Raw genomic sequence first — 18,976 nt, 5'->3', positions numbered from 1 at the left:
GCATTTCAAGCGACCACATAGGCATGAAAACCACGACTGTGATGGCGCGCGGTTTCGGTCACGATCACTCCCTCCGCGCCGGGACAATGCTCGATCAGTTCCATCCCGCGCGCCGCGCCGAGAACGAAAGCCGCGGTCGACAGCACGCCGGCTTGCAGGCACGTATCGGCGACAACCGTCACCTGTCGGCAGCCGTTGTCAACCGGACGGCCCGACCGCGGATCGACGATGTGCCCGTATCGCCGCCCATCGATCGTGAAGCAGCGCACATAGTCGCCCGACGAGGCGACACCGAGTCCGCCACGCACCGCGATGCTGCCCCACGTCGCACCGGGGCTGTGCGGATCCTCGAGACCGAGATGCCACGCCGCCCGACCGGGCGGGGCACCCAGCACGAATACATCGCGGCCGAAATCGATCAGCGCGCACGCAATGCCGTGCTCCCGCGCAAGGTGGGCCACGATATCGACGGCGTATTCCTTGCCGAAGCCGCCGAAGTCCAGGGCCATACCTCTCTCGGGCAGAAATACCTTCCCGGGCAGGCGCTGCACTTTACGCCATCCCACCAACCGACGGGCCGCGTCGATCTGGGCCTGCACGGGGATCTTCGGATGGTCTGCCTTCCAGTTCCAAAGCGCCAGCAGAGGCAACGCCGTCGGATCGAGCACGCCGCCGGTGGTGGCGAACAATGCGTCGCCGAGCGCGAGCATTTGCTCCATGTCGGCGTCGACGTCGACCCAGGCGCGGCCGGCCGCGTCGTTGATGCGGCTGACCAGGCTCGTCGGGCGGAAGCGCGAATATTTCGTTTCGAAGCCGCTCACCCACTCCACGACCGCGCGCTCGAACGCGGTCGCTTGTGCAGCATCGGCGGCGACGTATTGGACCTCGCAAGTGGTGCCGAGCGCCGGAAACGCGAGCAGACGCAGCGACGAATCGCCGGCGGACGCGGCGCGGGCACGAATGCTCGTGGGTGTCTCGGCAGTCATGGCGGGCACGGGCGGCGAGCGTAGCACGCGGTTACCAGGAAAATCTCGCGCCGAGCGTGACGATGTTCGCCCGCGGATAAGCGCTGGCCGGCGTCACACGATCGCGTCCGTGCATGTCGTAGCGCGCAAGCTCGGCGTCGAGTTGCCAGCGCAAGGAGAGCGTCGCGACTGCTTTCAGCGCAAGGGTTGTCGAGCGCAGTTCAGAGAGGCGGTAGTCGGAGGAATAGAACGGCCCGCCAGATCGCGGCGCGCCGCCAGTGGGCGTGATGTTCGTGCCATCGAGCCGGTAGTAGTAGAAGTCCGCCGCGCTCTGCGTGTAGAGGCGCAGGTGCGGAATGAGCACGAGGCGCGCACCGAGCTTTTGCAGCCAGGAAAAATCGACGGTGTGGCTGCTGGTTCCGAATGTGTCGTGATAGAAGCGGTAACTCGCCTCGATCGCGGCGGCGGCCGACGGCAGCGCGCGATTAACCGAGGCGAGCGCGATCCACTTCGTGCGTTCGTCGGGACGGTTTTCGCCGAACGTGAACGGCAGGAAAACGCCCGGGCCGACCTCGATGGATTTTTGGACGAGCTTATATTGGTCGTTGAGGTAGCCGGTCGCGCGGCTGAGTGAGAGGTTGAATGCGATCGAGGTGTTCGCATCGAGGAGCTGGGTCACTCCCGCCGCGAGATCGAGGGAGCGTTTCCGCACCCACGGCGCTTGGTAGAAAACCTTCACGTCGTCGCTCGTGCCGCCAACGCCCAGGAGGAGCGTGGTGTTCTTCTCGTTGAAATGGCCGAGTGCGTTCAGGGACCAGCCTTGCGAGTGGTAGTCGCTCTCGCGGCTGTTGGCGTAGCTGGCGGCCAGATTCCAAAGCGCAAGCTGGCGCGAGAGATCGAGCGACCACTCATGGCGGCGCTCGCTGATGTGCGTGAGCACGACCTGATCGCTGCCCGCGGGGGCGGGCTGGCCGTTGGGCGTGGCGCCGACGATCGCGTCGGTGACGCCCTGGAGCTTCAGGCGGAAGTCGTGACCGAGGTCCTGTTCGAGGAGTGCGCTCTGCGTGGTGACGGCGATGCGATCGCTCGCCTCACTGTAGTCCTCGTATTTGTAGGTGAGCGCGTTTTCGGCGCGCGCGCGGGGCGCGGAGAGACCGAGCCATGCAGCGAAAGCGAAAGTCAGTCCGAGCGAGCGCGGGCGGGCGGAAGAGACGGTGGAAGGTGTCATCGCGGGAGGTGTTTCCTGCCGCCGGAGAACGGAGCGCGCGGCAGCACGCGCACTGTTGCGCAGGCGCCTCGCGCGAAAAGTAACGGACCGTAACAAGGCTGTTACGCCAGCGCGCCGGCTAAATGGCAGCCCCGCTGTCGCGCTATGCGCCCAAGCCAGCCACAGTCAGCGCAGATGCTTGCGCTCGTGCTCGAGCAGACGCTGCTTGCGCCAGAGACCGCCGGCGTAGCCGCAGAGCGAACCGTCGGCGTTGATCACGCGATGACACGGGATGACGAGCGCCACGTTGTTCGAGCCGTTGGCGCGACCGATGGCGCGGGCGGCCTTCGGCACGCCGACACGCCGCGCCATTTCCAGGTAACTACGCGTGCGCCCCGGCGGGATGCGACGGAGCTCGGCCCAGACCTTTTGCTGAAAATCAGAACCGACCGGCGCGAGCGGCAGATCGAAATTCAACGCCTCGCCGGCGAAATACCGCGCGAGCTGCGCGGCGGTCGCCTCGAGCGTCGGATGGTCACCGGGGACGATGACGCATTTCAGCCGGCGGCGGAGCTGCTCGATCTCACGCTCGAGACCGCGGCGGTCGACGAATTCGAGCAAACGCAGGCCTGCGTCGTCGGCGAGTGCGACCATCGTGCCGAGCGGCGTTTCGATACGGCGGCCGAGCAGGCAGTGCTTTGTCGCGGCGTCGCGCGGCGGCTGGCCGAAGAGTCGCGCGAACGCGTCGCGGAAGCCGCTGGTGGACTCGTAGCCGGTGGCGAGCTGCGCCTCGACGACGGGCTGGCCGGACTTCAGGCCGTGCAACGCGAGACCCATGCGGCGGGCGCGCTGGTAGGCGTGGAAGGTCATGCCGTAGTAGGCCTTGAATTGGCGGCGCGCAGTGGAGGGCTCAATCTTCAGTGCGACAAGATCCTTGTCGGTCACGCGACCGTCTTGCGCGGACTCGACGGCGCGACGCAGCCGCTCGACGAGCGCGGGCACCGGGCGCGTCGCATCCATCGGCTTGCAGAGGCGGCACGGACGGTAGCCGCCGTGAAGCGCCTCGTTCACGGACGGGAAAAACTCGACGTTCTGCTCCTTGGGAAATTTCGCGCGGCAGGTCGGGCGGCAGAAGATGCCGGTGGTTTTCACGCCGGTGAAGAACACGCCTTCGTAGGCCGGGTCGCGCCGACGGACCGCGCGATACATCGTGCGGAAGTTCGGCAAGGTGTGCGTGGCGGCGTTTTGGGGCACGGAGTGGTCGAGCTGGATCATGCTCTAAGCCTAGTCGCGGCTGGCGCAAGTCCGCGGCCGAAATCCGGGCAAGGAAATCCACACCGGCCGCGCGCGACGGGACGTTGACCGGCGAGCGCGCGAAGGGTTGACTGCGCGCATGAGCCAACGCGTTTCCCGTCCCACTTCGTGGCAGCAGGCGATTGCGAGTTTCCCGGCCGCGCTGCGCGCCGAACTCGACGCGCTCTGGGAGACCGGCGGCGTGGTCGCTCCGGCGCTCGTCGACCGCGTGCGCGCGAGCGTGGGCGGCGATCTCGGTGCGGCGATGATGCGGCTATTGCCGCTCGCGCAACATTACGCGGTGGTGCCGGTGTCGCATTTCCGCGTCGGCGCGGTGGCGGCGGGTTTGCCGGCCGCGCGCGGGAAGAGCCCGGTGTTGTATCTCGGCGCGAATTACGAGTTCGAGGGCGTGGCACTGAGCTTCACCATCCACGCCGAGCAGTGCGCGACGAATAACGCGTGGCTGCATGGCGAGCGCGGACTGTCGCTGCTCGCTGTGACGGCGGCGCCGTGCGGTTATTGCCGGCAATTTCTCAATGAACTCAGCACCGCCGCGAAGCTCTCCGTGCTGCTGCCGGCAAAGACGCAGCGCGGCTTCGACGCGACGCCGCTCGCCAAGCTGTTGCCACGCTCGTTCGGTCCGACCGACCTCGACATCAAGGGCGGCTTGATGGACCCGGCGCTCGCAGCGCCGACGCTGGCCCTCGCGGGACGCGGTTCGCGGGATGCCGTGGTCATGGCGGCGCTCGACGCGGCGCGGCGCAGCTACGCGCCCTACCCGACCGACGCGGCGGGACAATTTGCGGGTGTGGCGTTGCAATTCGCGGACAGCGCGGTTTGCGCGGGACGCTACGCAGGCAACGCGGCCTACAATCCGAGTTTCTCGCCGCTGGAATCGGTGCTGGCGTTCGCGCACACGAATTCTCCGCTCGGTGTGCCGCGGCGCGTGAAGCGTGCCGTGCTCGTGGAAGTGCCGACGCTGGCGAGTCAGCGGAGCGCGACGGAGGCGGTGCTCGCGGTGGTGGCGCCGCGCGTGCGGCTGGAGTATTTCACGGCGCGGGTGCAGTGAGGCCAAGGCCCCACCCGCGCCCGGAGGTCGCGGGCCGCCTCAACTCGGGAGGTAGTTGCGGAGGTCGGGCAGTTCCTTGACGCGGCGACCGCTGCGGTTGCGCTCGAAATAGGGCTCGGGTTTCGGCGCGGCGTCGTCCTCCTCGGCGTCCTCTTCATCATCGTCGGTTTCGATTTCGATGCCGGAGAGGTCCTCGATCTGTTCGAAATATTGCGCGACGCGGCGCGGCGTCGCGTCGAGCACGATGGCGGGATTCGGCAGGCCGCCTTTTTTCACCTGGATGAAGTGCGCCGGATAAAACTGATCTTCGTAGCGGCGGATGAAAGCGCTCAGCCATTTGTTCGCGACGCCCTCGCGCTTGGTCAGGAAGACGACGTCGGAGAAATAGATGCAGGCGTCGAACCACGCCGCGAGCGGCGGCTGTTTCTCGGCGAGCTGGCAATCGACCACAGTGAACACGCGCGCGAGCTCGACGTGGTGGCGATCGAGCCAGGGTTTGAACAACTCGAGTTGCGTCATCGGGTCGCCGCGCGACTCGGCGACGAAGAAAACGGCGCCGCGCTCGGGCAGCGCTTGGTCAGGCAGCTCCTTGCCGTCCCAGGACCAGCGACGCACTTCGAGATTGGCGCGTGTGATAAATTTTTCGTCGGCCGGATCGGCGGCCTCGGTTTGCGCGAGGAGGACGAGCGCCGGCTCGTCGGGCGCGAGGCCGTTTTCGATGAGGTCGAGCACGATGCTTCGGCGGCCCGAGCCGGGCGTGCCGAGGATGAAGTAGATGGCGGCGGAATAACTCATCGCGAGCGGAACGAATGCGGGCGCGCGGGCCCGACAAGTCAGAACTTGAAGGTCTGGTTTTGCGCCGCGTGGCGCATCCAGTGATCGACGAGCACGAGCGCGGTCATGGCTTCGACGATGACGACGGCGCGCGGGACGACGCACGGATCGTGGCGACCGCGGCCTTGGAGCTCGGTCGGCGCACCGTAGATATCCACGGTTTGCTGCGCCTGCATGATCGTGGCGGTGGGTTTGAAGGCGACGCGAAAGACGAGTTCCTCGCCGTTGCTAATGCCGCCTTGCACGCCGCCGGATTTGTTGGTGGCGGTGCGGACCTTGCCGCGTTTGGCGACGAAGGCGTCGTTGTGTTGCGAGCCTTTCAGGAGCGTGCCGGTGAAGCCGCTGCCGATCTCGAAACCTTTCGTCGCCGGGAGCGAGAGCATCGCCTTCGCGAGGTCGGCCTCGAGGCGATCGAAGACGGGTTCGCCGAGCCCGGCGGGGACGCCGCGCACGCGACACTCGATGATGCCGCCGACGGAGTCGCCCTCGGAGCGCGCCTGCTTGATGGTCGCGATCATCTTCTCGGCGGTCGGTCCGTGCGGGCAACGGACGGTATTGGCCTCCACTTCGGCGAGCGTCGGAAAATGGTCGAGCGACGGCGCAGCGACGTGGTGAATGTGCGTGACGAAGGCGCGGATCTCGACCTTGCCGGCGAGCGAGAGGATCTTGCGCGCCACGGCGCCGGCGGCGACGCGGCCGATGGTCTCGCGGGCGGAGGAGCGGCCGCCGCCGCGGTGATCGCGCAGGCCGAACTTGGTTTGATAGGTGAAGTCGGCGTGCGACGGACGGAACTTGGTCTTCATCTCGTCGTAGGCGGACGAGCGGGCGTCGGCGTTGCGCACGAGCATGGCGAGCGGCTGACCGGTGGTGACGCCCTCGAAGAGGCCGGAGAGAAATTCGATTTTGTCCTCCTCCTTGCGCGGCGTGGTGATGTCGCTCTGGCCCGGGCGGCGGCGGTCGAGGTCGGCTTGGATGTCGTCCGCGATGAGCGGCAAGCGCGGCGGGCAGCCGTCGATCACGACGCCGACGGACGGGCCGTGGCTCTCGCCCCAAGTCGAGATGGTGAAGAGTTTGCCGAACGAGTTGGGCACGCCGGACAGGTTGGGCGAAGGTCGCTTGCAAGCAAGCCCCGGCTGGGCATCGTCCGCCGCATGAAATTTTTCGTGCTGAGCGGCAGCCATCGCGTGGAAGCGCAGTCGTTGAAGGTCGCGAAATACGTCGCCGCGGCGTTGCCGCAGGAGGTCGCGGGCGCGGAGGTTTTTCTCTACAGCCTCAGTGGTAATCCGCTGCCGCTCTGGGACGAAACGACTGGTGGTGCGCCGGACGAGCTCTGGGAGCCGATCGCACGCGAGCTGAAGGCCGCGGATGCGCTCGTCGTCGTGACGCCTGAGTGGAACGGCATGGTGACGCCGGGCGTGAAGAATTTCCTGATGAATTGCTCGGCCGATGAAATCGGTCATAAGCCCGGGCTGATCGTGACGGTCTCGGCCGGACGCGGCGGCAGTTATCCGGTGGCCGAGCTGCGCATGAGCGGCACGAAGAACAACCGGCTCGCGTGGATTCCCGAGCATGTGATCGTGCAGCACGTGGAAGGGAACTTGAACGCGCCCGACGGCGCAGACGGCGTCGCGAAGGAAGACGCGACGATCCGCGCGCGGCTGCGCTATGCTTTGCGCGTGCTCGGCGCGTATGGCGCGGCACTGCGCAGCGTGCGCACCAGCGGGATCGTGGACCATCGCACGTTCCGCAGCGGAATGTGAGATGCGAGCTGGCGCCCCCGCCCGGACTTGAACCGGGATGCGCGGTTTAGGAAACCGCTGCTCTATCCAGTTGAGCTACGGGGACTAATCCTCGGGCAGGGAAGGCATGCCGACGGCGGCTCGCAAAGCTAAAAATGCCCGTTGACAGCGGGAGGGCTGGAAGCAACATCTCGTCCCCTTTTCCAATCTCCATGAGCACCGAACAGAAGCAACAGAGCCTCAAGCCGGAAGAGATTCCGATGACCCAACCGCAGCTGATGTCCCGTTACATCACTGACACGGGCAAGATTCTCCCCCGCAAGTATACCGGCATGTCGGCCAAGCAGCAGCGTGAGGTGACGCGCAAAATCAAGCGCGCGCGCCAGATGCTGGTGATGCAGTAAGCCGGAGCTCGTCCTCCTTTCGCATTGAGCCGGAGCAAGCGCTCCGGCTTTTTGTTTGGTCGAATGAAAACGCGCGTCTACTCGCCAACTCCCGCCGCGCTCCGGCGCCTGGCGATGGCGTTGCGGCGCGGCGAGCTCGTCGCGATGCCGACCGAGACGGTCTACGGGCTCGCGGCCAATGCGCTCGATGCGCGCGCGTGCCGGCGGATTTTCGAGGCCAAGCGCCGGCCGGCGGACGACCCGCTGATCGTGCACGTGACGGACCGACGTGCGGCGGAGCGCCTGGCGGAATTCAACGTCGCGGCGCGCGTGCTGGCGGAAGCATTTTGGCCGGGGCCACTCACCTTGGTGCTGCCCAAGCGCACGTGCGTGCCGGCAATCGTGACATCAGGTCAGGACACCGTCGCGGTGCGCGCACCAGCGCATCCGCTGGCGCGCAAGCTCCTGAAGCTCGCACGCGTGCCGTTGGCGGCACCGAGCGCAAATCCGTTCGGCTACGTCAGCCCGACGACCGCAGCGCATGTGCTCGACGGTTTGGGCGGACGCATCCCGCACGTGTTGGACGGTGGCGCCTGCGCAGTGGGCGTGGAATCCACGATCGTGGACGCGAGCGAGCCAGCGCGGCTGGTCGTGCTGCGGCCAGGAGCGATTTCGGCGACGGATTTGCGCACGGCGCTGGCGCACGCCGGCGTGAAGGCGCGCATCGGCAAGAAGGCGCGAGAACGGACACTCGCACCCGGACTGCTCGACCAGCACTACAGTCCGCGCACGCCGTTCGCTTTGGTCGCAAAAGCGCCGCGTCAGGTGGAGGCGCGAACGGCCGTGATCTACTGGCGGCGTCCGACTACCCTTGCGGCGAGCGAGAACGTGTTCGCATTGACGCGATCGGGCGGTGCGGATGATGCAGCGCGCGCCCTCTACGCAGTGCTCCGCGCGGCTGATGCGGGCAGGTTTACCGGGATCATTTGCGAAAAAGCACCGGCGCGAGCCGGTGCTTTGGGTGAGGCGATCAACGATCGGTTGCGGCGCGCCGCAGGGAAGCGGCGCGCGGCGCATTAGCGCGGGGCGGCTTCGCCCTTTTCGCGCTTCGCCATCGTGATGTAGTAGTCCTTGTAGGACTTGTCGTAGTATTGCGCGTAGTAGTAGCCCGAGACGGTGAGGTTCAGGCCGTTGAGCACGGCGCCGAAGCATGGGACATTCACCTCGAGCAGACGGCGGGCGGCGAACTGCGCGGCCTTGCGACGCACGCGGTTGAAATAGATGGTGAACATCGAACCGTCGACGAGCGGGAGGATGATCAGCGAGTCGCTGACGGCGGCGAGCGGCGGCGTGTCGAAGAAGACGCGATCGTAGCGCTTGCGCAGGTCGGCGATCATGACTTCAAAGCCCTTGCTGTTGAGAATCTGCGTCGGATTTTTCGCGCGTCCGCCAGCGGGAATGATGTCGAGGTTTGGGTGAAGGTTCTTCACCGCGACATCGTCGATGGTGGCAGTGCCGGCGCAGACATCGATGACGCCCTTCAGGTTCTCGATGCGGAACGATTTATGGACGTTCGGCTTTCGAAGATCGCAGTCCACGATACAGACGCGCTCGCCGTGGGCGGCGAAGGTGAGGGCGAGATTGGTCGAGACGAAGGATTTGCCTTCACCGGGGATGGTGGAGGTCGTGAGAATGCATTGCGCGTTCTTGCTTTCGTCCTTGAGGCGCAAGCTGGAGTGGAGCGCGAGGAAGGCTTCGGCAACCTGCTTGTCCTGATTGTTGATGACGATCTGCGCCTTATCCGGCTGCTCCATGCGCTTGATCTCGGGAATGATGCCGATGAGCGGCAGACCAATGACTCCCTCGATGTCGAAGGAGGACTTCACGCGGTCGTCGATGTAGGCGACGAAGAAGGCAAAGCCAGTGCCCAAGGCGAGGCCGCCGAGGAAGCCGAGCGCGAGATTGAGCGGGATGTTGGGCTTGTAATATTTTAGCGCCGGAGCTGCACGATCAACGATGCGCGCATTCTGGGTCTCGATCGTGCTGCTCATCGAGGTCTCCTTCATGCGCGCCAAAGTGTTGCCGAGGAGCTGCTCGCTGATGCGCAAGTCGCGCTCGAGGTTGGAGTATTCGACGGCGGCGCGGTCGAGATCGAGAGACTCGGATTCCTGCTTAGTGAGCGAGGCGCGGGCCTGCTCGTCGCTGCGCACCGCAGTTTGATAGTCGGCTTCCGTCATCGCGACGGCGGTAGTGAGCGCGCGATTCAACTCCGTTTCGATCTGATTGAGGGAGTTCATCGCCTCGATCATCTTCGGGTGCTTGTCGCGGTAGCGCTCGCGCAGTTGGGCGATCACGATTTTTTGGGCCGCGACCTGCTGGACGAGTTGGGCGATGAGCGACTGGCTGGAAATGAAAGGTAGATCGAGCAAACCTGAGAGCGGCTGACGACGTTCCTGGACCTGCTTCCAGCGCACCTCGGCGTCTTTGCGCCGCGCGTCGGTCTGGGTGACGTAAGTGTTCAGCGCCTTGAGTTTCTCGGTGACGATGTCCTTGCGCTGGTCGAGTGAGACCAAGTTGTTTTTTTCGCGGTAGCCTTGCAACGACAGCGCGAGTTCCTCGACTTTCTTTCGTTGCTGATCGGCGCGGATCTTCAGCTCGTCCACCGCCTTCATGGACTCTTCGATGCGCAGGCGAGAGTTGTGCGCGATGAATTCGTCGAGGAAGAGGTTCGCGACCTTGGCAGCAATGAATCGGTCGGGGTGTTCGTATTGGACCTGGATGATTAGGCTGAGGCGGATAGGAACGACCTTCCGATCGCGGAAGAGAATAGTCGCCGCCGAGATCGGGTCGTCGCCGCCCGACTTTTGGTAGGGCGCGAGGAACTGCCGCAGATCTTCACCTGCGAGGCGGTCAGAAACCGCTTGGACGATAGCCAAGCTTTCAAGAACCTTCACTTGAGTGTTCAGGTCTTCGGCGGAGCGGATTTCGTTATCCACCACACCTTGGACCTGCATCACCACGGGGTCGCGACGAAAGATCTGAACGCTGGCGGTGGAGAGATAGGTGCGGGTGCGAGTAAACGTGTAGACCGCGACCGAGCTGAACACCAAGAGAAAGACCACCACGATATACCACACGCGCTCACGCAAGATGAGCATGTAGTCCTGAAAGCCACGCTGGACGGCGGTTTCTCCGCCGGCCGCGCCATAGCCGCCATAGCCGGCGCCGTAATTGCTGCCGTAGTAGGTGTAAGGATAGGCGCCAGAGCCCGAGCCCTTGTCGAATTTGGTCGCAGGTTCCATGTGCTTAGAGAATGCGCTCCGGAACAAAAATGACGTCGCCTTTCAACAGCGGCCATTTTTCGGTGGAGGCTCCCTTCATAAGGTCGTCGAGATTGATGGTGAAAATTTCGGTTTTTCCCTCAGCCATTTGTCGGGTAAGACGCACGCGCCGGATATCGGCGATACGGGCCTGTCCGCCCGCACGGGCAATCGCTTCCATGATCGTCATCTGCTGCTCCGGGGTAAAGGCAATGGCCCCGGGTTGATTGACCGCACCGAGCACCTGCACTGTGCGCGGTGTGTATTCCATAACCGTGATGGTGATCTGCGGGTTCTTAAGAAAATCGGCATCGTAGCGGGCACGAATCAGCTCTTCCGCTTGGCGAACGGATTTGCCCCGGAGATCGACAGATCCGATCAGCGGGAGATTGATCGCATATTCCTGACTGATGCGCACCTGACGCTCGAGATCGGGCTCCTGAAAGACGACGATACGAAGCAGGTCAAGCGGCTGGAGGATGTAATCGACCGCCGTGCTGGCAGGCTTCACGCCGGACGGATCCTCCACAGCATAGGCAGCACAAGCGGCCCAACAAGCGAACACCAAACTGAAAAAGAAGCGCCTCATAGAGAAAATGAAAACGGAAGAAGATCGATAGCGACCTTCTTCCGTCCAGATAAATCCCGTTTCCAGCCGCTCAGTAACGGAGATTGGCTCCGATGCTGAAGACGTTATTCGAGAATTCGAAGAGCGACGCGTTCGAGCTATTGTTGCGGTGGGTGTAGGACGCCGTGAAATTCACGTTGTTGTTGTAGACGTAAGAAACGCCCACGCCACCCTGCCAAAAGTCATCGGAATGGGCGGGGTAATCCGTGCTGCGATAGACGAGATTGGCGTTCCAGCTCCATTGCTCATCAATTCGGTTGTTGGCACCCAAATTGATCGAGAAGTTCTTCGTGGACTCACCCAGCGCCGACGTTCCGAAGTCGTTCGTTACACCGAGTGTGTAGGTCGTCTTGGGCGAATAGGCGTAGTTGAAGCTCGAATCGACGCCGAAACCGGAATCATCGTCACCACGATCAAGCTTTCGGAGGCTATAACCCACGCGAAGTTGACCCGTCAGCTTGGGCGTAAACTCGCCGCGCGCGCCGATGTTGAAGAAATGGTCTTTCCTATCGATTCCGGCGCCGCTCAGTTCGGTCGAGCGGTAGCGGTAGCCAGCGCTCCATTGCAGCTTCGGCGAGTATTCGAAATAAGCATCCAGCGGCACGGACCAAGCACGGTTATCGAGGTAGCCAGGGCCTGCATCGTAGTTGATCTTTTCCCAGCGCACACCGGCACCGAAAGAGGTCTTTTCCGTCACACCGAATTCCGACAGGGCGCGGACCGCGGTCGTCTTGCGCGACACGATGTCACCCGGGGCGCCGGTGTCATTCTGCGCGGACTCCGCGTAGGAAGCGCCGAGATCGAGCTTCGACTTGCCGTTGCTGTAGAGCGAATTGAATCCGACGTTCAGCAGCTCGGTGTTCTGCTGGTCGTTGTCCGAGTAACGGACGATGTCTTCGCGGAAATAGAAATTACCCGTCGTCGCGGCGTTCTTACCGAAAACCACATCCACGCCGGGCGTGAACGTGAGGATGGTATCGTTCACCTCGGGACGACCTGCAGAACCGTTGCGAAGATAGATGTTGTCGTCGAAATTCGCGACAACCGACCCGGTCAGGAACAACTCCGCATTGTCACCGAGCGCGACAAAGGGAGCGGCGGTCAAGGAACTCGCGCTCAAGGCGAGGAGGGAAAACAAGCGTCCGTGGGTTTTCATCTGGTATAAGGTGTGTCTAGGTCAGCGAGCTACGTCCCATCAGGAAGATGCAAAGGAATTTCGTGAGCAAGGTTTATTTCCGACATTTTCACGAGCACTTAGCTACGCGTCGGCGTGGGAAAAAGCTTGGGCCAAGCCAGTCGCCTTTCTAAAACGATCCCGTGCGCGGTTTCTGGGCGTATTTCCTCCACGGCTCCTACGACGAAAACTCCGAAACCGCGGATACCGTGAGACTGCGGTGGGGGCGAATCACGATAGCGGCGGGCATCCTCGCCATTTCGATGTGGCTCGGCGCGACCGGCACCGCCGCAGCTTACTTCAGATACCTGCGCGGCATCGAAGAGGTGTCTTGGGGCGACACACTGCTTCCCACTCATTGGCGCAACGTCGCGATCGCCATGGGCAACCACTATGTCCGCCAGGCCGAAGATGCCCTCAAACAAGGCGACCCCATTGCCGCGCTACGCTTGTTTCGCGCCGGCTTGGCGAAATCGCCTGCCAATCTGCATGGCCGTCTTGCCCTCGCACGCCTCTATGTCGGAGCCAAACGTCCCGATCTCGCCCGCGACCTCCTTGTTCAGCACCTCCCTCGCTTCGCCAACGACGCGGACTACCTGCGAGCCGCGCTGAGTTTCCTGCTCGAGTTCCAATTCGATTCCGAACTCCAAGCCGTCGCGAACGAACTGATGGCCCACCCATCCCCCGTCGTCCGCGATCAAGGCGCGATCCACGCCGCCGCCGTCGCATTTCACCGCGGCAATTTCGACGCCGCCGAAAACATTCTCCGCCGCCACCACTTGGAGCAGTCCACCGAAGGAACCTTGCTGCTCGCCCGCGCCGACTACGAGCGCGGGTTTGCCGACCTCGCCCTTACCCGCCTTACCCCGCTCCTCGAGGATACTCCCGGTCGCGGCCCTGCCTTGGAACTCGTCGCGCAAATCCACTCCCAAAAAGGACGGGGCGACGAACTTGCCCGAGCCACCACCCTCAGCCTCGCCAACGACCCGCTCTCGCCCGCACCTCGACTCCAACTCCTGCGACAGCTCCACACCGAACATCGCACCGACGAACTCGCCCGCGAGACCGATCGTTTCATGGCGCTCTTCGCCTCCGACGCCAACGCCCTGCTTGCCCTCGGCGACTTCGCCGCGAACACCAGCAATCCCGCCTTGGCCCGCCGCATCCAGCAGACCTTCGCGCGTCAGAAATGGAATCCCGACGCCCCCGCCCTCCTCTACGCCGAGGCCTGCATCTCCGCCGGCCGCCACGCCGAGGGCATCGTCGAACTCGACCGCTATCTTCAGGAAAACCCCTCCGCCGGCCTCCGCTACGGGCCGGCCTTCGATGGCCTGCGCACGGTCGCCCTCTTCGGCCTGAACCGCGACGACGACGCCCGACTTCAACTCGAGCACCTTCTCACCCAGCCCAACCTCCGCGCCGAAAATCTCTCCGCCGTCGCGAATCGCCTGCTCGCCCTTGGCCGCCCCGAAGCCGCCCGCCTCGCCCTCACCCGCGCCGTCAACCTCGACCCGCTCAACCAATCCGCGCTCGGCCTCCTCGTCCGCCTCGAAGCCGAACAAGGCCAGCTCGACACCCTCCCCGCGCACCTCCGCCATTTTCTCGCGATGCGCCGCCCCTCGCACGACATCCTCGCGTTCGTCTACCGCCGCCTCGGCAGCGACCTCAACCTCCTCCACCCGGATCAACCCGCGCTGCTCGCCGAGCTTCGGCAGCACGTCGGTCGCGAGATCACCCAGTCGCCTGCCTCGGTGCCTTAACCCCGGCCCAACACACTCGCCAGTTCCGCGAGCAGCCGCGCGTTCTGCTCGCGTGTCCCGACACTGATGCGCAACCACTCGGGCAAGCCATAACCCTTCACCGGCCGCGTGATGAGACCGCGCCGCTGCAAGGCGTCGAACACCGCCCCGCCGTCGCCGACCTTCACGAGTAGGAAATTTCCGTGGCCCGGCACAAACTCCAGCCCGAGCTGCGCGAATCCCGCCCCCAGCTGCTCGAGCCCCGCGCGATTTTCCCGCCGCACCATCGCCACGAACTCCCCGTCGCCGAGCGCAGCGATCGCCATCGCCGACGCGATCGCGTTCACGTTGAACGGCTGCCGTGCTCGCTGCACGACCGCGATCAACTCCTTCGCCGCATACGCGTAGCCGACCCGCAGCGCCGCAAGCCCGTAGATCTTCGAAAACGTCCGCAAACCGATCACCTTCCTCCCCTCGGCGATCAGCACGCGCAAGTCCGGCGGGTTGTCCAAAAACTCCGCGTAAGCCTCGTCGAACACAAAGATCACATGCTCCGGCAACGACCGCACCAGCGCGAAGATCTCCTCCGTTGTGTTCGTCGCGCCCACCGGATTCGCGGGACTCGCGAGAAAAACAAACCGCGTCCGCGGCGTCACCGCCGCCCGCAACGCCGTCAAATCCTGTCGCAACCCCTCCGCCAGCGGCACCTCCACCGGCGTCGCGCCGAACATCAGCGTCACCAGCTTGTAGACGATGAACGACGCCTGCGGCATCACGCACTCGACGCCAGGCGCCAGAAACGCGTGCCCGAGCAGCTCGATGATTTCATTCGAACCGTCGCCCACGATGAACTGGTCCATCCCGAGCCCCCAATGCTTCGCCAGCCGCTCGCGCAACAGGTAATAGCCGCCGTCCGGATAAAGATGCGCCTCCCGCAACGCCTTCTCGCCCGCCGCGACCGCCTTCGGCGACGGCCCGAACGGATTCTCGTTCGACGCCAGCTTCACGATCGTCGCCGGGTCGAGTCCCAGTTCGCGCGCCACCTGATCGATCGGCTTGCCCGGCTCATACACCGGCTGCGTGAGAATGCCCTTGTTCGCCAGGTCCGCGTAAGTCATGCCCGGAAAACCACCGCGCCGCGCCGCGCGCTTCAAACCTAAACCCGTGCGCCTCCTTCGCCTTTTAGTTTTCCTTTCCCTCGTATTCGCCCACCTGCGCGCGGCGGATGTCGTCCTCGAGACCGGCGCGCTTCCATCCGGCGCTCTCTACACCGTCGCCAAACCCGTGCGCTGGAACGGCCGCGTGCTCCTCCTCGCCCACGCTTACCGCACCGACGAGCAACCGCTCCACGCCAACCTCCAGGAGACGCACCCGCCCGTCCGCCCGCTGCTCGACCAAGGCTGGCTCGTCGCCACCACCAGCTTCCGCCGCAACGGCGTCATCCTCCGGGACGCCATCGACGACCTCGATGCCCTCCGCCGCCAAATCTCCGCCGTGCACGGCCAGCCGCAACGCGTCTACCTCCTCGGCGAGGCCATGGGCGGCGCCATCGTCGCCCGCATCGCCGAGTCCTCGCCCGACAACTACGCCGGCGCCGTCGCCATCAGCCCGGAATTTCAACTGCAGGAACCGCCGCCCACCATCGGCCTCACGCTCCAACCACGCCGTCCGCTCCTCCTGCTCGCCAACCAATCCGAACTTTCCAGCCCGCGCGGCTACGTCACCGCCGCCGCCAAAGCCGAGTTCGCGCCCGTGCTCTGGACGGTCGCCCGTCACGGCCACGCCAACATCAACTCCGCCGAAAAACTCGCCGCGCTCTCCGCCCTCGTGCGCTGGGTCGAGGAAGGCCGGCGCCCCGAACCCAATTTCGACACCACGCAGCCACCGGATGTCGGCCCCTCGCAAGTCGCCTTCGCCCCCGACCGCTCCGCCGCCGCCGGACGCGTCCTCGAGATTCTGCCCGGCTCCGGCAACCTCGTGATCAATTTCCAGCTCACCGACCTCGCGCAGCTCGGCATCAAGCCACGCACCCGTTTCGCCGTCATCGTCGGCTCCCGCGTCATCCGCGTCTTCTACGCCACAACCCCCGCGCCCGTGAAACGCGACGAGTGGTTCGCCTTCCCCGAAGCCGACGGCTGGTTCACGCTCGCGATCAACCGCGGCGACGCCGCCGCCATCTCCGGCCTGCACGTCGGCGACACCGTGGTGCTCCGCCGCTTAACTGACAACTAGTCCGGTAGCTCGCGACCTCCGGGCGCGGGTTCACGCCTAACCAAACAGTGCGCGGCTGACTGATCAGCGCTTCACCGGCCGGCTCGGCACCTCGACCCACTTCATCCCCGCCGCCTCCGCCGCGCAGAAGCCGGGACCGGCGTCCTCGAACACGAGACATGCGCTCGGCGTGACGCCCATCTGCGCCGCCGCGAGCAGGAACATGTCCGGCGCCGGCTTGCCATGCACCACGTCCTCCGGCGTCACGAGAATCGGGAACAGCTCCGACAACCCGGTCACCTCCAACGTGCGCCGCACGATCGGCTTCGGGCCACCCGAGGCGACCGCCACCGGCTTTTGCTTCGCCACGGCGCGCGCAAAATCGACGACCGGCTGGATGACTTTCATCTCACCCTGCAACGACAGGAAGATGTCCTCCTTCTCATGAAACACCTGATCGGGATCGAGCGTGAGACCGTAATGCGCCCCCATCAGCTCCGCCACGCGCCGGGTCGGCACGCCACCGAGCGAGTAGAACAAATCCTCGCTGAGCTCCCCCTTCAGTCCGTGGCGCTGCATCGCCGCGCTCCACGCGCGATAGTGCAGCGGCATCGTGTCGACGAGCGTGCCGTCGCAATCGAAAATGTAGCCGGCAAAATCGCCGGACGGGATGTCGAGCTTCATGGAAACGGTCGAACGAAGCGCGTGGCGCGCCCCACGCAATGGCAATCTGTGTCGCGCGACCGCACGATCGCTCTAGCGCCTCGCGCTGACACGCTAAGATCGTGCGGGAGAAATTTCGCCGCCCCGGCTCAGCGTCGGCCGCCGCGCGTGAGCCGGCTCTTCGGCTTCTCGGGCGCGACCTGCGGCATGCCACCGCCATCGAAGATCCCCGAGTAGGTGTAGTTGAAGCCGTCGACTTTCTTCCACTCGATGCTCTGGCCGATGAAGCGCTCGATGCTGCGCGCGTCGCGCCAGGTTTCCTCGGTGACGAGCGTGAACGCGTCGCCGGTCTTCTGCGCGCGGCCGGTGCGGCCGATGCGGTGGACGTAGTCCTCGGGATTTTCCGGGACGTCGAAGTTGATCACGTGCGACACGTCGGCGATATCGAGGCCGCGGGCCACGAGATCGGTGGCGACGAGCACCTCGTATTTGCCGGACTTGAAGCCCTTCAACGCATCCATGCGCTCCTGCTGCGAACGGTCCGCGTGCATGACCGCGCAGGTGTGACCGGCGTGCTTGAGGCGGTTGGCCACGTAGTCCGCGCCGCTCTTCGTGCGCGAAAAGATGATGACCGAGTGATACTGCGTCTGTTCGAGGAGATGCGCGAGGAGCTCGAACTTCTGCGCCTGCACCACGGGGTAAAACGCGTGCGTGATCGTCTCGGCGGTCGATCGCTCGCGGCTGACGGAAATCTTGAACGGATCGCGCAGCGCCCAGGCAGCGAGCTGCTCGATCTCGGGCGGCAGCGTGGCGGTGAAGAAGAGCGTCTGGCGATTCTTCGGCACCTTCGCGACGATGCGCTTCACGTCGGGCAGGAAGCCCATGTCGAGCATGCGGTCGACCTCGTCGAGCACGAGGATGTCGACGTTATCGAGGCGGATTTCGCCCTGCTCCATGTAGTCGAGCAGGCGGCCGGGCGTGGCGGCGAGCACATCGACGCCGCGCGCGAGATCCTCGCGCTGCTTGCCGTAACCCACGCCGCCGTAGACGACGGTGACGCGGAGATCGGTGAACTTGGAGAAATTCTTAAACGCCTCCTCGACCTGCACGGCGAGTTCGCGCGTCGGCTCGAGGATCAGGCAGCGCAGTGCGCCGCGGCGCTCGAGACGGTGGAGAATCGGCAGCGCGAACGCCGCGGTCTTGCCGGTGCCGGTCTGCGCGGAGCCGATGACGTCCTTGCCGGCCAGCACCTCGGGAATCGCCTGCGCCTGGATCGGCGTCGGGTTCTCGTAGCCCATCTGCTGGACGCCGTAGGCGATGCGGTCGTTCAGGCCTAGCGCCGTGAACGGCGTGTCCATCTTCGGCACCTCGGGCAACGGCTTCGCCGGCTCCTCGTGCCGCGGCGCACGGGGCGCCGGCGGACGGGCCGCGCGTTCATCGTGTTCGCCACGTCCGCGCCCGCCACGCTCCGGGCGATCGTGCCCGCGACCCTGCGACTTGCCGCCACCGTGGCTGTGTGAACCATGGCTCTGTCCGTGGCTGCCATGCGAACCACGGTCGGCACGCTCATGGCGGGGTCCGCCCTTCCCGGCCGGTTTCGCGGAGTGCGGACGGTGGCCGTGCGCGGGCTTGGACTCGGCGGCTTTGCCACCGGCCTTGAACGTGTCTTTGATCTTCGAGATGAGCTTGCGGAGCATGAATCGGAGCCGCGCTTATCGCGGGCCTCTCCGGCCATTGCAATCTCGCAGAAA

At 64.8% G+C, this 18,976-nt stretch carries 17 protein-coding genes and 1 tRNA gene; 6 read left to right on the top strand and 12 right to left on the bottom strand.

Going from position 1 to position 18,976, the window contains the following annotated elements; all coding sequences use genetic code 11:
• Positions 1-5: 5 nt before the first annotated feature.
• The 3 genes from KF715_14100 to KF715_14090 form a co-directional block, all read right to left on the bottom strand.
• Positions 6-986 carry an FAD:protein FMN transferase gene (locus KF715_14100; protein ID MBX3737824.1) on the bottom strand — a complete coding sequence of 327 codons (981 nt, stop codon included), beginning with the start codon at positions 984-986 and terminating at the stop codon, positions 6-8.
• A gap of 31 nt (positions 987-1,017) precedes the next feature.
• Positions 1,018-2,193, bottom strand: a complete 1,176-nt coding sequence (locus tag KF715_14095) for a DUF3570 domain-containing protein (protein ID MBX3737823.1) — start codon at positions 2,191-2,193, stop codon at positions 1,018-1,020.
• A gap of 165 nt (positions 2,194-2,358) precedes the next feature.
• A complete protein-coding gene (locus KF715_14090) occupies positions 2,359-3,447 on the bottom strand; it encodes a bifunctional transcriptional activator/DNA repair protein Ada (protein ID MBX3737822.1) in 1,089 nt (362 codons plus the stop codon).
• Between the two features lie 118 nt (positions 3,448-3,565).
• Here KF715_14090 and cdd point away from each other — a divergent pair, with 118 nt between their 5' ends.
• Complete coding sequence (cdd, locus tag KF715_14085; GenBank protein ID MBX3737821.1) at positions 3,566-4,534, top strand: cytidine deaminase; 969 nt, start codon at positions 3,566-3,568, stop codon at positions 4,532-4,534.
• A 39-nt stretch (positions 4,535-4,573) separates the two neighbouring features.
• On the opposite strand, the gene KF715_14080 is transcribed toward cdd, so the two are convergent.
• Positions 4,574-5,329: a hypothetical protein gene (locus KF715_14080; protein MBX3737820.1), complete on the bottom strand. Its 756-nt coding sequence runs from the start codon at positions 5,327-5,329 to the stop codon at positions 4,574-4,576.
• 38 nt (positions 5,330-5,367) lie between these two features.
• Positions 5,368-6,459, bottom strand: coding sequence for a chorismate synthase (aroC, locus tag KF715_14075; protein ID MBX3737819.1), 1,092 nt, complete (start codon positions 6,457-6,459; stop codon positions 5,368-5,370).
• Between the two features lie 60 nt (positions 6,460-6,519).
• Between aroC and KF715_14070 the strand changes: the two genes are divergently transcribed.
• The gene (locus KF715_14070) at positions 6,520-7,128 is read left to right on the top strand and encodes an NAD(P)H-dependent oxidoreductase (GenBank protein ID MBX3737818.1); all 609 of its coding nucleotides are present in this window, start codon (positions 6,520-6,522) and stop codon (positions 7,126-7,128) included.
• A gap of 9 nt (positions 7,129-7,137) precedes the next feature.
• On the opposite strand, the gene KF715_14065 is transcribed toward KF715_14070, so the two are convergent.
• Positions 7,138-7,213 (bottom strand) — tRNA-Arg (locus tag KF715_14065).
• A 106-nt stretch (positions 7,214-7,319) separates the two neighbouring features.
• Between KF715_14065 and rpsR the strand changes: the two genes are divergently transcribed.
• Positions 7,320-7,511: a 30S ribosomal protein S18 gene (rpsR, locus tag KF715_14060; GenBank protein ID MBX3737817.1), complete on the top strand. Its 192-nt coding sequence runs from the start codon at positions 7,320-7,322 to the stop codon at positions 7,509-7,511.
• 63 nt (positions 7,512-7,574) lie between these two features.
• Positions 7,575-8,570 (top strand): threonylcarbamoyl-AMP synthase, encoded by a 996-nt coding sequence (locus KF715_14055; GenBank protein ID MBX3737816.1) that lies wholly within the window; start codon positions 7,575-7,577, stop codon positions 8,568-8,570.
• On the opposite strand, the gene KF715_14050 is transcribed toward KF715_14055, so the two are convergent.
• The 3 genes from KF715_14050 to KF715_14040 form a co-directional block, all read right to left on the bottom strand.
• Positions 8,567-10,792 carry a polysaccharide biosynthesis tyrosine autokinase gene (locus KF715_14050; GenBank protein MBX3737815.1) on the bottom strand — a complete coding sequence of 742 codons (2,226 nt, stop codon included), beginning with the start codon at positions 10,790-10,792 and terminating at the stop codon, positions 8,567-8,569. The two genes, KF715_14055 and KF715_14050, sit on opposite strands and share 4 nt — an antisense overlap.
• A 4-nt stretch (positions 10,793-10,796) precedes the next feature.
• A complete protein-coding gene (locus KF715_14045; protein MBX3737814.1) occupies positions 10,797-11,399 on the bottom strand; it encodes a polysaccharide export protein in 603 nt (200 codons plus the stop codon).
• A gap of 70 nt (positions 11,400-11,469) precedes the next feature.
• Positions 11,470-12,576, bottom strand: a complete 1,107-nt coding sequence (locus KF715_14040; GenBank protein MBX3737813.1) for an outer membrane beta-barrel protein — start codon at positions 12,574-12,576, stop codon at positions 11,470-11,472.
• 179 nt (positions 12,577-12,755) lie between these two features.
• Between KF715_14040 and KF715_14035 the strand changes: the two genes are divergently transcribed.
• Positions 12,756-14,372: a tetratricopeptide repeat protein gene (locus KF715_14035; protein MBX3737812.1), complete on the top strand. Its 1,617-nt coding sequence runs from the start codon at positions 12,756-12,758 to the stop codon at positions 14,370-14,372.
• On the opposite strand, the gene KF715_14030 is transcribed toward KF715_14035, so the two are convergent.
• Positions 14,369-15,469, bottom strand: a complete 1,101-nt coding sequence (locus KF715_14030; GenBank protein MBX3737811.1) for a histidinol-phosphate transaminase — start codon at positions 15,467-15,469, stop codon at positions 14,369-14,371. The genes KF715_14035 and KF715_14030 overlap by 4 nt on opposite strands.
• A 46-nt stretch (positions 15,470-15,515) precedes the next feature.
• Here KF715_14030 and KF715_14025 point away from each other — a divergent pair, with 46 nt between their 5' ends.
• Entirely contained in the window at positions 15,516-16,583 is a 1,068-nt protein-coding gene (locus tag KF715_14025; GenBank protein MBX3737810.1) for an alpha/beta hydrolase, read from the top strand.
• Between the two features lie 63 nt (positions 16,584-16,646).
• On the opposite strand, the gene KF715_14020 is transcribed toward KF715_14025, so the two are convergent.
• Together KF715_14020 and KF715_14015 are read right to left on the bottom strand one after the other, a co-directional pair.
• Positions 16,647-17,246, bottom strand: coding sequence for an HAD family phosphatase (locus tag KF715_14020; protein ID MBX3737809.1), 600 nt, complete (start codon positions 17,244-17,246; stop codon positions 16,647-16,649).
• Positions 17,247-17,374: 128 nt separating this feature from the next.
• Positions 17,375-18,922 (bottom strand): DEAD/DEAH box helicase, encoded by a 1,548-nt coding sequence (locus KF715_14015; GenBank protein ID MBX3737808.1) that lies wholly within the window; start codon positions 18,920-18,922, stop codon positions 17,375-17,377.
• Between the last annotated feature and the right edge of the window lie 54 nt (positions 18,923-18,976).

Source organism: Candidatus Didemnitutus sp. (assembly GCA_019634575.1).
In the GTDB taxonomy this organism is placed as follows: domain Bacteria; phylum Verrucomicrobiota; class Verrucomicrobiia; order Opitutales; family Opitutaceae; genus Didemnitutus.
The sequence above is the reverse complement of the archived record's forward strand: the minus strand, read 5'-3'. Positions and strand labels throughout refer to the sequence as shown.